A 12532-nucleotide genomic window follows, 5' to 3' on the forward strand; every position below is an offset into this window, starting at 1 on the left:
ACCGCACCGCCGGCCGGCCACGATCAGCCGGCGACGGGAGCGGCGAGGATCCCGCACGCCTCCCGGAACCGTGCCGCCGCCACGGCGATCACCGCGGGATGGTCGCCGAGCGGGGCGGAGACGAGGTCCGCCCCGGCACGTTCGACGAGCCCGGCGAAGTGCCCCGGGGCCAGCACGTAGCTCGCGGCGATCACGCGCCGCGCCCCGGCCGCGCGAGCCGCCTCCACGGCCTCGGGGAGCGTGGGTGCGCAGCCGGCGCCATAGCCGATCGTGACGGGCGCGGGCAGGCGTGCGGCGAGCAGGTCGCGCATCCGCTCGACCGCGCGGGCGGCGGCCGGGTCGGTGGAGCCGGCGGCGGCGAGCACCACGTGGTCGCCCGGGCGGTGCCCGGCGTCCCCGCCGCTCACGGCGGCCAGGCGGTCCCGCAGGGCCCGCACCAGCTGCTCGTGGGGGCCGAGCGGGTCGGCGGCCGCCGCGCCGGGGTGCGGGGCGACGGCGGCGGCGATGTCCACGGAGGTGTGGAATCCGGTCGAGAGCAGCAGCGGCAGCACCACGACGGGCCCGTGCGCGGCGGCCTCCGCGACGACGCCGGCGACCTCGGGCTGCTCGACGTCGACGTAGGCCTCCCGCACCTCGGTCCCGGGGACCGCGTCGGCGAGGGCGGCACGGATCCGGGCGACGGCGGCGCGGCCGGCCGGGAAGCGGGTTCCGTGCGAGCAGGCGACGAGGGTGGTCATGAGGCGTCCTCCTGGAGGCGACGGCCGGCGTCGGCGGGATCGAAGTGCTGGACGACGGTGCGCACGAGCGCGCCCATCCGGCTGCGGGCGGGCAGCAGCGCAGGGATCCCGCGCGCCTCGAGCGGCCCGGCGGTGAGAGGGCCGACAGCCGCCATCAGCAGTCGCCCGGCGCGGGCGTGCGCGACGATGCCGGGCAGAGCACCGGCCCGTTCTGCCGCGGTGAGCCAGTTCTCGGTGCCCGGTGCGGCGGTGAACAGCACCGCGTCGACCTCGCCGGCGGCGGCGGCGAGCGCGGAGCGGTGCACGGCCGCGGGATCGCGGGGCGGTCCCCAGCGGTAGACGGTCAGGGCCGTGACCTGCGCCCCGGCCTGCTCGAGTGCCTCGTCGAGGCCGTCGGCGCCGGAGCCGTGGTGCTGGACGGCGGCGCGGATGCCATGCAGGTCGCGGCCCGCGAGGTGCTCGATGATCTCGGCGGAGGTGCCGTCGACCGCGACCCAGTCGACGGCGAGGCCGACGTTCTGGGCGGCGCCGCGGGCCTTCGGGCCGCGGGCGAGGACGCGGGTGCCGGCGAGCGCGGCGCGCAGAGCGGGGGCGATGCCGGCGGCCTCGGCCGCCTCGAACCAGCCGCGCATCCCCACCCCGGTGGTCGCGACCAGCAGCTGCGGCGGGCGGGCGACGAGCTCGGCGGTGCGCTCCAGCAGCAGCGGGTCGTCGACGTGCGGGATCATGCTCATCGCGGGGGCGTGCTGGATCGCGGCGCCGTGTCGCCGGAGCGCGGCGGCGAGCTCGTCGGCCCTGCGGTCCAGGGCCAGGACGAGGCGCCGCCCCTCGAGCGCGGACGAGAGGCGCGCGGGGGCGCTCACGCCCCTGGCCCCGTGGCCGACAGCCCCGTGACCAGGGTCGAGGCATCGGCGGAACCGACCGTCGGGGCGAGAGACGCGACCGACGGAGCACGAGGCGCGACCGGCGGGGCAAAGGGCACGGCCGGGAGTCCGACCGGGGCGCCCGCGAGGACGCCCGCGCCGAGCACCGCCGGCTCCTCCTCGAGCGCCGGGGGCTCCGCGCCGAGCAGCCCGGGCCGGGCGACCTCGCCGATCACGATCACGGCCGGGCTGCGCACCTGCGCCTCCTCCGCGGCGCGCACGGCGCGCTCGAGGGTGGTGAGGGTGGTGCGCTGGCGCGGGGTGTGCCCGTTCTCGATGATCGCGACGGGCCGCTCCCCCGGCACGCCGTGGGCGCGGGCGGCGGCGACGAGGGCGGGCAGGGTCCGCACCCCCATCAGCACCACGGTGGTGATGCTGTCGTCGGCGAGTGCGGCGAGGGTCGCCGGGGACGGGCCGTGCGGCCCGGCGGCGTCGTGACCGCTGACCACGTGCACGCCTGCCGAGGTGCCGCGATGGGTGACGGGGATCCCGGCGGCCTGGGGCACGGCGAGGGAGCTGGAGATCCCGGGGACCACCTCGACCTCGATCCCCGCCGCCCGGCAGGCGAGCACCTCCTCCCCGCCGCGGCCGAGCACGAAGGGGTCGCCGCCCTTGAGCCGCACGACCGCGCGCCCGGCGAGGGCGTGCTCGACCAGGAGCGCGCTGATCCGCTCCTGCGGGACGGGGTGATGGCCGGGGTGCTTGCCCACGTCGACCAGCAGCGCGTCGGGACGCAGCTCCGCGCGGATCTCGGCGGCGGGGCCGAGCCGGTCGGCGATCACCACGTCGGCCGCGCGCAGCAGGCGCAGGGCGCGCACGGTGAGCAGGTCCAGCGGACCGGGCCCGCCACCGACGAGGGCGACGCGGCCGGGGACGGCGCCGCTCACCGCGCGCCCCCGCGCAGCACGTACAGGTCCCCGTCGAGGGTGCGCACGGGCCAGACGCGCAGCCGCTCCACGGACTTTCCGCGGGTGTCGACGCAGGTGCCCGAGCGCAGGTCGAAGACCTGCTTGTACATCGGGGAGGCGACGGTGGGGCGTCCCGCGCGGGAGCCGACGATGCCGCGGGAGATGACGTTCGCGCCCGAGTAGGGGTCGTGGTTGTCCACGGCGCGCACGTCCCCGCCGGGCAGCAGGAACAGGGCGACCTGCTCCTCGCCGAGGAGCGCGGCGCGTCCGCGCTCCACCTCGAGGTCCGCCAGCGGGCACAGGCGCTCCCAGTTCGCGGCGAGCTGGGGGGCGAGGGTGGGGGTGGTGAGGGTCGTGGTCATCGTCGTACCTCCAGGGTCGTGCCGGCGATCAGGACGCGGGCGTCGCCGCGCTCCTCGGGCCGGGCGGGGCGGAGCTGGCCGCGCTCGGGGACATGGGCGAGGCCGGGGTCGGGGGTGGTGGGGGCGTTGACGAAGGAGCGGAAGCGGGCGAGCTTCGCGGGATCGGCGAGGGTCTCGGCCCATTCGTCGCGGTAGGCCGAGACGTGGCGGGCCATGGCGGCGTCGAGGTCCGCGGCCAGCCCCAGGGAGTCCTCCATGATCACCGCGCGCAGGGAGTCGATCCCGCCGTCGAGGGACTCGACCCAGGGCGCGGTGCGCTGGAGCTTGTCCGCGGTGCGGAGGTAGTACATGAAGTACCGGTCCAGCGTGCGGATCAGGGTGTCGTCGTCCAGGCCCTCGGCGAGCAGCTCGGCGTGGCGCGGGGTCGCACCGCCGTTCCCGCCGACGTACAGGTTCCAACCCTGGGCGGTGGCGATGATGCCCGCGTCCTTCCCGCGCGCCTCGGCGCACTCGCGGGCGCAGCCGGAGACGCCGAGCTTGAACTTGTGCGGGGCACGCAGTCCGCGGTAGCGCAGCTCGAGGGTGACGGCCATGCCGGTGGAGTCCATCACGCCGTAGCGGCACCAGGCGGAGCCGACGCAGGACTTCACGGTGCGCAGGGACTTGCCGTAGGCGTGGCCGGACTCGAAGCCGGCGTCGACCAGGCGCTGCCAGATCAGGGGCAGCTGCTCGAGGCGGGCGCCGAACATGTCCACGCGCTGGCCGCCGGTGATCTTGGTGTACAGCCCGAAGTCGCGGGCCACCTCCCCCACCGTGATCAGGCCCTCGGGGGTGACCTCCCCGCCGGGCATGCGGGGGACGACGGAGTAGGTGCCGTCCTTCTGCAGGTTCGCCATGACGTGGTCGTTGGTGTCCTGCAGCGTCGCGTTCTCGTTGTCCAGCACGTGCTCCCCGCCGAGGACGGCGAGGATGCTGGCGAGGACCGGCTTGCACACGTCGCAGCCGCGGCCGCGGCCGAAGCGCTCGATGACGGCGCTGAAGGTGGTCAGGCCCGAGACGTGCACGGCGTCGAACAGCTGGCGGCGGGTGAGGTCGAAGTGCTCGCACAGTCCCGTGGAGACGGCCTTGCCGAGCTTCGCGAGCTCGCCTGTGACCAGGGATTTCACCATGACGGTGCAGGAGCCGCAGGTGGCGCCGGCCTTGGTGCAGGCGGTGACCTCGGCGGCATCGGTGCAGCCCTGCTCGCGCACGGCGTGGCGGATCGTCCCGGCGCTCACGGAGGAGCAGGAGCAGACGATCGCCTCATCCGGCAGCTCGGGGGTGGGGGCGGAGCCGGCGCCGGCGGGCAGGAGGTGCACGGCCGGGTCGGCGCCGAGCGCTCCGCCCACGAGGGGGCGCAGGGAGCCGTAGGCGGAGGCGTCGCCCACCAGCATCCCGCCGAGCAGGGTCTTCGCGTCGTCGGAGAGGACGAGCTTCTTGTGGACGCCGCTGACGGGGTCGGTGTAGACGACGTCGAGGGCGCCGGGGGTGGTGGCGAAGGCGTCGCCGAAGGAGGCGACGTCCACTCCGGAGAGCTTGAGCTTGGTGGAGAGGTCGTAGCCGTCGAAGGTCGCGTCCCCGCCGAGGATCCGGTCGCTGACCACCTCGGCCATGGCGTAGCCGGGGGCGACGAGGCCCACGCACTGCCCGTCGAAGGCGGCGACCTCGCCGATGGCGTGGACGGAGGGGTCGGAGGTGGTGCAGGCCGCGTCGATCCGCACCCCGCCGCGCTCCTCGCAGGAAAGGCCCGCCGCGCGGGCGAGCTCGTCGCGGGGGCGCACGCCGACGGTGAGGACGACGAGGTCCGCGGGCAGCTCGGTGCCGTCCCGGAGGGCGACGGCCCCGACGGCCCCGTCGGGCCCGGGCCGGATCGCGGTGGTGCGGGCGTCGGTGCGCACGGCGATGCCGCGGGCCTCGATGAGGCGGCGCAGCACCGCCCCGGCGGGCAGGTCCAGCTGTGCGGACATGAGCCGGTCGCTGGACTGGAGCACGGTCGCCTCGGCGTCCATGCCCTGCAGGGCGCCGGCCGCCTCGAGGCCCAGCAGTCCGCCGCCGACGACGACCCCGCGCACCGGGCGTCCCAGCGCCGCGGCCCGTTCCTGCACGTGGCGCTGCAGGGAGTCGACGTCGGCGAGGGTGCGGTAGACGAAGCAGCCGGGCAACTCCGCGCCTTCGACCGGGGGCCGGGCGGCGACCGAGCCGGTGGCGAGGACGAGGTGGTCGTAGGGGTGGACGGCTCCGGAGGCGGTAGTGACGGTGCGGGCAGCGCGGTCGATCGCGGCGGCCGGGTCGCCCTCGTGGAGGGTGACGCGGGGGTCGGCGAAGATCGTGTCCGGGAGCGCGAGCTCCGCGGGGCTCTCCCCGTCGAAGAAGCGGGTCAGGCCCACCCGGTCGTAGGGGCGGCGGCCCTCGTCGCCGAGGACGGTGATCGTCAGGCGGTCCTCCGCGCGGGTGACCAGGGAGTCGACCAGGCGATGCGCCGCCATCCCGGCGCCGATCACGACGATGCGGGCGCTCATCGGGTCGCCCCCACCAGGTCAGGGGTCTCGGTGGGCCCGTCGGCCGACGGGTCGGCGGGCGAAGTGGCCGACGAGCCGGCGGGCGAGACGGCCGCGGGGAGATCGGCGGGAGCCTCGGGGGCGACCGCAGCGGCGTCGGCCGTGATGACGGGGGCGGTATCGGCCGTCGGGGCGGAGCGGCGGCGGTGGGCGAGGTAGAGCGGCAGGCCCACGAAGGCCAGGCCGCCCACGAGGTTGCCGATCACGGTGGGGATCTCGTTCCAGATCAGGTAGTCCATGAGGGTGAAGTCCGCGCCGAGCAGGAGGCCCGAGGGGAACAGGAACATGTTCACGATGGAGTGCTCGAAGCCCATGTAGAAGAAGAGCATCACCGGCATCCACATGCAGGCGATCTTCCCGAGCATGCTGTCGGACATGAACGCGCCGACCACCCCGGTGGAGACCATCCAGTTGCACAGCACCCCGCGCACGAACAGGGTGAGCATCCCGGCCGCGCCGTACTCGGCGTAGCCGACGGTGCGGCCGTGCCCGATCTCGGAGATCGCCTCGCCCACGGCGCTGGGCTCGGTCGAGAAGCCGTAGGTGAAGTAGATGGCCATCAGCACCGCGACGGCGATCGCGCCGATCAGGTTGCCGAGGAACACCAGACCCCAGTTGCGCAGCATCGCGGGGAGGGTGACGCCGTCTCGGCGGGCGAGCCAAGCGAGGGGCACCAGGGTGAACACCCCGGTGAGCAGGTCGAAGCCCATCAGGTACAGCATGATGAAGCCGACGGGGAAGAGCAGCGCGCCGAGCAGCGGCTGGCCGGTCTGGGTGGAGACGGTGACGGCGAACGCGGCGGCCAGCGCCAGGATCGCGCCGCCCATGATCGCCCGGAGGATCGTGGCGCCGGTGGAGTAGGAGGCCTTCGCGGCGCCGGCGGCGGTGAGCCGGTCCACCAGGTCGGCGGGCTGGACGTAGGACATGGCAGCTCCTGGGACTCGGGGAGAGTGGTCATGTCCCGTGCGCCTGCAGCGGGATGCGGCCATCCTGTGGCTCCCGGGCCAGGGGGCGAAGACCAGGAGGGGCCCGTGACCTTCTCGTGACATGGGGTCTCAGGGGAGGTCCGCGGCGGGAGCCCCCTGCTGCTCCCGGGAGCACGGGAAGAGGAACGGCACGTGAGGCGTTGATCCCGTGGGTGCCGGGCCAGCCGGCACGGCACCCTCACTCGACGAAAGGTGCCCCCATGCCCGTCCCGCTCTCGATCCTCGACCTCGCGACCGCCGCCCGGGACCAGTCCCCGGCCGAGGCGCTCGAGGGGACGGTCGCCCTGGCCAGGAAGGCGGAGGAGACCGGGTACAGGCGGGTCTGGTACGCCGAGCACCACAACATGGCGAGGATCGCCTCCTCCGCGACCTCGGTGCTGATCGCCCACGTCGCCGCGCACACCAGCACCATCCGGCTCGGAGCGGGCGGCGTCATGCTGCCCAACCACTCCCCGCTCGTGATCGCCGAGCAGTACGGCACCCTCGAGACGCTCCACCCGGGCCGGATCGACCTGGGCCTCGGCCGTGCGCCGGGCACCGACCAGAACACGATGCGTGCGCTGCGCCGCAGCGGCGCCTCCGCCGACTCCTTCCCCGAAGACGTCATGGAGCTGCAGGGCTACCTGCAAGGCCGGTCGCGGATCCCGGGCGTGGACGCCTATCCCGGCAAGGGCACCGACGTCCCGCTGTTCATCCTCGGCTCCTCGCTGTTCGGCGCGGGCCTCGCCGCCGCGCTCGGGCTGCCCTATGCCTTCGCCTCGCACTTCTCCCCCGGCGCTCTCCACGAGGCGATCGCGCTCTACCGCCGCGAGTTCCAGCCCTCCGAGCAGCTCGAGAAGCCCCACGTCATCGCCGGCTTCAACGTGATCGCCGCCGACGATCGGGCCGACGCCGAGCGCCAGCAGCACGAGATGATGCGCGGCCGGGTGGCGCTGCTGCTGCGCCCGGGCACTGAGTACACCGACGAGCAGGCCGACGAGCTGCTCGCCGCGCCCCAGGCCCAGCACCTGCACCAGATGGCGACCTACAGCGCCGTCGGCACCGCCGACGTGGTGCGGGACCAGGTCGCCGAGTTCGCCGAGGCCACCGGCGCCGACGAGCTGATCATCGCCCACCAGGGCCCGCGGGTGGAGCAGCGGCTGCGGTCGGCGGAGCTGCTGGCGGAGGCGTACATGGGCTGAGACGGCGGTGCATGCCGGGCTCCGTTCGGCGCCTGTGCAGGCGGCGCGGGAGGTCGAGCGCGGCGAAGAGCGTGGGGGTGCGGGCGGGACGGGCGATGAGCATGCTCCATGGGCGCACGGCGGTGTCGGAGGCCACGAGCACCGGCGGCCTGGCCGGGCGGGAGTCGCGCCGCAGGTCGCGACTCGGTCACGACGGGATCGGCCACTGCCTGCGCGCGCCGCACGCCGTACTATGCCGTGCGACCCCTCCCCCCACCCCGCAGGAGCACTCCGCCATGACCTGGACCCCCACCGCCGAGGACGACCGCCGCTTCCTCTCCCTCGCGATCGAGCAGGCGCGGAAGAGCTGGGACGAGGGCGGGGTGCCGATCGGCGCGGTGCTCGTGCACGACGGGGAGGTGCTCGCCGCCGGTCACAACCAGCGCGTGCAGAAGGACTCCGCGATCCTGCACGGCGAGACCGACACGATCGAGAAGGCGGGCCGGCTGCGCGCGAGCGTGTACCGGGAGTCGGTGCTGTACACGACCCTGTCGCCGTGCATCATGTGCTCCGGCACCGAGCTGCTGTACGAGATCCCGCGGATCGTGGTGGGCGAGAACCGCACCTTCGAGATGGCCGAGGACCTTCTGCGCGAGCGCGGCGTGGTCGTGGACGTGCTCGACGACCCGAACTGCATCGCGCTGATGGAGCGGATGATCGCCGAGCGTCCCGAGATCTGGAGCGAGGACATCGGCGTGGAGGCCGACGAGCTCAGCGCGTCGGCCGACGGCGCGCGCGCTGCAGGCGCCGAGGACTCCGACGTCGACGGCGCCGATCGGTGACCGCGGCCGAGCTGCGCGAGGAGGCGGGCACGGAGCCCGTCGACCCCGACTACCCGGTCACGCCCGTCCCCGCCTCGGCGCGGCGCGGCGTCGTCTCGATCTCGGTGGTGCTGATCGGCTTCACCGTCTTCGCGCCGACGCTCATGGCCGGCGCCTCGATCGGCGCGGCCTTCCGCTTCAGCGAGTTCCTGGCGGTGCTGCTGGTCGGCTCGGTGGTGCTCGGCGCCTACGTCGCCGCGATCGGCTTCCTCGGCGCCCGCACCGGCCTGACCACGGTGGTGATGTCGAGGTACACCTTCGGCACCGCCGGGTCGAAGCTCGTCTCCGTACTGCTGGGCGGCACGCAGATCGGCTGGTACGGGGTGGCGGTCGGCTCGATCGGGCAGATGACCGCGCTCGCCTTCGGCTGGGAGAGCGCCTGGGCGCCGGCGCTGGTGATGATCGGCGTCTCCGCCCTGATGATGCTCACCGCGCTGTACGGCTACGAGGGCATGTACTGGGTCTCGCTGATCTCCACCCCGCTGATCCTGGTGCTCGCCTTCTGGATCACCGCGCTCGCACTCGGAGAGGTGGGCGGCTGGCGGGGCCTGTTCGACATCGCCCCCACCACCTCCATGACCTGGGCCGCGGCCGTGACGACCGTGGTGGGCACCTTCGCCTCTGCCGGCACGCAGGCCGCGAACTGGACCCGCTTCGCAAAGCGCGGCCGCGACGCCGTCATCGCCTGCGGGCTCGGCTTCGTGATCGGCAACGGGCTGATGGTGTTCTTCGGCGCCGTCTCCGCGCTCGCGTTCGGCGAGGGCGACTTCACCACGCTGCTGCTGGGCATGGGCATGATCGGCTGGGGCCTGTTCTTCCTGTTCGGGAACCTGTGGAAGTCCAACGCGGATGCCGCCTACGCCTTCGGCGTCGCCGGGGCCGAGCTCGCGAACGCGAAGCGCAAGGGCCCCTTCATCATCGGCGGCGTCGCCATCGGCACCGTGCTCGCGCTGCTCGGCGTCGAGGGACACATCGTGGGCTACCTCAGCCTCATCGGCATCCTCATCCCGCCGGTCGGCGGAGTGCTCATCGGCGACTGGATCGCGCGCTGGCGCCACGGGCAGCCGCCGCTGTCCACGCTCACCGAGAAGGTGCGCTGGCAGGCGCTCGTGCCGTACGTGCTCGGCTGCGTGGTGGCGTGGGTGAGCAATGAGTACGGGATCGGCATCGCGCCGCTGAACGGGATCGTCGTGGCACTGGTGGGGGCGTGGGTGCTGGGGGTGCGGGCGGGGCGGCGCTGAGAGCGTCGCGCACGGCCGACGGGCGGCGTCTGAGGGCTCAGCCCCAGGCGCCGCCCTCGCCGTCGGCGACCGGGAGCGTGCCCTCTGCGCGGTGGCGCTCGTACCTCTGGCGCAGTCCCTGCGAATACTGCGGATCGTCCCCGGCAGGCTCCATCGGCGGCAGCGCAGACAGCAGCTGATCGGCGATCTTGTCCCGGTCCCACCAGGTGGGGATCATGACGCCCGCGAACTCACGGGCCGTCCTCTGTGAGGCGTCGACCGAGGTCGAGAGGATCAGTTCCAACGTGCTCGCCTGATGTGGTCGGAGTGCCTGCCGCCCCGCATGCGAGCGCGAAACTGCAGTCAGCAGGCTCACTCGACGATGAGCCTCGACGCTGCCTCAAAAGTCGGCCGCTCGACTAGGCTCGGACAGATGGGAGAGATCACGCCGCTAAACAGCGCCCGACCGAAGGTGCTCGAGTTCTTTGCGGGCATCGGGCTTGCCCGGATGGGGCTCGAAGCCAGCGGATTCAGTGTGGCCTGGGCGAACGACTACGAGGCCGACAAGAAGGCAATGTACGAGGCCCAGTTCGGGGAGACCAGCGACCACAGCTTCGCACTCGGAGACATCGGCCTGGTCAGTGTTGACGAGCTCCCTCACGATGCATCGCTTGCCTGGGCCTCCTCTCCCTGCACCGACCTCTCCCTCGCGGGCGGCCGCGCCGGCTTCGCCGGCCCTCAGTCAGGCACCTTCTGGCACTTTATTCGCCTCCTGAAGGAGCTCGATGGCAACCGGCCTACGGTCGCCGTCCTGGAGAACGTCACTGGACTGGCCTCCTCACACGGCGGCGACGATCTTGCTGCCGCGATCCGCGCCTTCAACGAGCTTGGCTACTCGGTCGACGTGCTTGCGATCGATGCACGGCGCTTCGTACCCCAGTCACGCCCTCGCCTCTTCCTCGTTGCCGCCATGAATCCCCCAGCCGACGTTCCGGATCCGAACTCCGAGCTAAGGCCAGACTGGCTGCAATGGGTGTTCGGCGACGAGAGCCTCCGGACGCATCGTGCCCCGCTCCCCGCACCACCGCCTCCCCTCACCGAGGGGCTGGGAAACATCGTCGAAGAGATGCGTCTGGACGATGAGCGCTGGTGGGATGCAAGTAGAACTCGGTCGTTCGCCGACTCGCTCTCACCATTCCAGCGTGAGCGCGTCGTTGCAATGCGTCGCTCACGCGGAGTCAAGTACAGAACCGCCTACCGACGAACTCGAAACGGAGTCGCCGTCTGGGAAGTGCGCCCTGACGACATCTCGGGCTGCCTGCGCACCGCACGAGGCGGCTCGTCCAAGCAGGCTGTCGTGCGCCTTGGGAACGGGCGGATGCAGGTCCGCTGGATGACCCCGACCGAGTACGCGAGGCTGATGGGCGCTGGCGAGTACGACTTGAGCTCGGCACGAAACAATCAGGCCCTTTTCGGTTTCGGCGACGCCGTCGCCGTGCCTGCCGTCTCATGGCTCAGCGAGAACTATCTCCTCCCCCTCGTGAACGGCAAACTGGCTGACAACCGCCAGCGGCAGCTCGAGTTCAACGTCGAGGCACTCTGATGGCCAGCCGAGGAGTCGCCAGCTACAACGACCCTGACCGCACCCCGCCGACCAAGAAGTCGATGCCCACTCGATTCGTGCGTGGATTCCGTGAGCTACTCTCCAAAGCACTCAATGCCATTGACCCCGAGAGTGGAAATCGACTCGGAAGGTGTATCGGGGTGTACGCCTTCTACGATTACGACGGCGAGCCAATCTACGTCGGCCAGACCACAGAGGACTTTGCAACTAGGGTCGGAAGGCATCTTCGGGGGCAGCGATCCGACACACTTGCATATCGTATCCTCGACCCGTTTGAGGTCGCCGACATGGAACTCTATCCGCTGGAGAGCCTCCGATCGCTTCCGACAAAGGAGCGAAACGCTCGGGTCGATACCGTCGAGTACTCGGTGTACGTGAATGCAATCCGAAACTCCAAGTATCAGGCCATCCTTAACGAGAAGATCCCCCCTGTCTCGCCAATAGCCGACTTGCCGCCTGCGCATCGCTTCACACTCGTCCCGGAGGACATGCGCGAGGATCGCGAGCATCCTGACGTGCGCATCGCCCGGCGTGCAGAGACTCTTGCCCGAGTCGCCGCGGTCGCCCATGAACGAGGCGAGGTTTCTGCGGGCCTGCGTCGCGTCATCGTGATCCAGGCGGTACGCCTTGCGGATCTCGCCGCTGCTCGCTTGGCGTACTCCGAGGGACGACGCCGCCCCGCCGCTGACGCCATCGACGTGCCCGAGCTCGTTGGCAGCGTCATGGCAGAGAACAGTGAGAGTTCGAGTGCGCGGTATCGAGCTGACTTCGCTCCACTCGACTCACCTTCGACGTCCGGGCAACCTCGAGGGCAGCTCTCCCAAGATACCGAAGCCGAAACCCACACGTAACGGCCCATGCTCGCTTTCAACGCGTAGCGAGTCCCGGGCACTCCGACACCTAGGCGAGGGTGGAGCATGCGCTGCGGGACGGACCCTCCGCACAGCGACACGAAGACGCTCCAGGCATTCACAGATCGACTCGGAGGCCTGTTGATGATGGAACTGCACTCAATATGGACGACTACGTCCTAAGCGTGCCATTGGAGCGTCCCAACGGAATCGACCACCCAAGGCAGTATGGGTGAACCACCGCCCCGGGGGCAGTATAACACTCTCGCATGCGGCACCGGAT

At 72.1% G+C, this 12532-nt stretch carries 12 protein-coding genes; 5 read left to right on the forward strand and 7 right to left on the reverse strand.

Annotation, left to right across the window (positions count from 1 at the left end; translation table 11 throughout):
- Positions 1-23: 23 nt before the first annotated feature.
- Genes Y09_RS05300 through Y09_RS05325 form a run of 6 tightly spaced genes read right to left on the reverse strand, consistent with a single transcriptional unit; the run spans position 24 to position 6453 of the window.
- Positions 24-737, reverse strand: coding sequence for a sirohydrochlorin chelatase (locus tag Y09_RS05300; protein WP_053916593.1), 714 nt, complete (start codon positions 735-737; stop codon positions 24-26).
- Positions 734-1600 carry a uroporphyrinogen-III synthase gene (locus Y09_RS05305; RefSeq protein ID WP_053916595.1) on the reverse strand — a complete coding sequence of 289 codons (867 nt, stop codon included), beginning with the start codon at positions 1598-1600 and terminating at the stop codon, positions 734-736. The genes Y09_RS05300 and Y09_RS05305 overlap by 4 nt, the downstream gene beginning before the upstream one ends.
- Positions 1597-2547 carry a uroporphyrinogen-III C-methyltransferase gene (gene cobA / locus Y09_RS16785; protein ID WP_234695643.1) on the reverse strand — a complete coding sequence of 317 codons (951 nt, stop codon included), beginning with the start codon at positions 2545-2547 and terminating at the stop codon, positions 1597-1599. The genes Y09_RS05305 and cobA overlap by 4 nt, the downstream gene beginning before the upstream one ends.
- Positions 2544-2930 (reverse strand): nitrite reductase small subunit NirD, encoded by a 387-nt coding sequence (gene nirD, locus Y09_RS17640; protein ID WP_053916597.1) that lies wholly within the window; start codon positions 2928-2930, stop codon positions 2544-2546. Before nirD ends, cobA begins: the two co-directional genes overlap by 4 nt.
- Entirely contained in the window at positions 2927-5488 is a 2562-nt protein-coding gene (nirB, locus tag Y09_RS05320; protein ID WP_148639533.1) for a nitrite reductase large subunit NirB, read from the reverse strand. The genes nirD and nirB overlap by 4 nt, the downstream gene beginning before the upstream one ends.
- On the reverse strand, positions 5485-6453 hold the full coding sequence (locus tag Y09_RS05325) for a formate/nitrite transporter family protein (RefSeq protein ID WP_053916599.1): 969 nt from the start codon (positions 6451-6453) through the stop codon (positions 5485-5487). Before Y09_RS05325 ends, nirB begins: the two co-directional genes overlap by 4 nt.
- A 260-nt stretch (positions 6454-6713) precedes the next feature.
- Between Y09_RS05325 and Y09_RS05330 the strand changes: the two genes are divergently transcribed.
- The 3 genes from Y09_RS05330 to codB all read left to right on the forward strand — a co-directional run bounded on the left by Y09_RS05330 (position 6714) and on the right by codB (position 9795).
- Positions 6714-7694 (forward strand): LLM class flavin-dependent oxidoreductase, encoded by a 981-nt coding sequence (locus tag Y09_RS05330; protein WP_053916601.1) that lies wholly within the window; start codon positions 6714-6716, stop codon positions 7692-7694.
- Between the two features lie 275 nt (positions 7695-7969).
- Positions 7970-8515, forward strand: a complete 546-nt coding sequence (locus Y09_RS05335) for a nucleoside deaminase (protein ID WP_053916603.1) — start codon at positions 7970-7972, stop codon at positions 8513-8515.
- Positions 8512-9795 carry a cytosine permease gene (gene codB, locus Y09_RS05340; protein ID WP_053916605.1) on the forward strand — a complete coding sequence of 428 codons (1284 nt, stop codon included), beginning with the start codon at positions 8512-8514 and terminating at the stop codon, positions 9793-9795. Before Y09_RS05335 ends, codB begins: the two co-directional genes overlap by 4 nt.
- A gap of 37 nt (positions 9796-9832) precedes the next feature.
- On the opposite strand, the gene Y09_RS05345 is transcribed toward codB, so the two are convergent.
- A complete protein-coding gene (locus Y09_RS05345; protein WP_148639534.1) occupies positions 9833-10078 on the reverse strand; it encodes a hypothetical protein in 246 nt (81 codons plus the stop codon).
- Positions 10079-10207: 129 nt separating this feature from the next.
- On the opposite strand from Y09_RS05345, the gene Y09_RS05350 reads away from it, so the two are divergent.
- Positions 10208-11377, forward strand: coding sequence for a DNA cytosine methyltransferase (locus Y09_RS05350; protein ID WP_053916632.1), 1170 nt, complete (start codon positions 10208-10210; stop codon positions 11375-11377).
- 161 nt (positions 11378-11538) lie between these two features.
- Entirely contained in the window at positions 11539-12249 is a 711-nt protein-coding gene (locus tag Y09_RS05355; RefSeq protein ID WP_234695644.1) for a GIY-YIG nuclease family protein, read from the forward strand.
- Positions 12250-12532: the final 283 nt, after the last annotated feature.

The sequence above is a fragment of the Brachybacterium sp. SW0106-09 genome, assembly GCF_001293905.1.
GTDB classification, from domain to species: Bacteria; Actinomycetota; Actinomycetes; order Actinomycetales; family Dermabacteraceae; genus Brachybacterium; species Brachybacterium conglomeratum.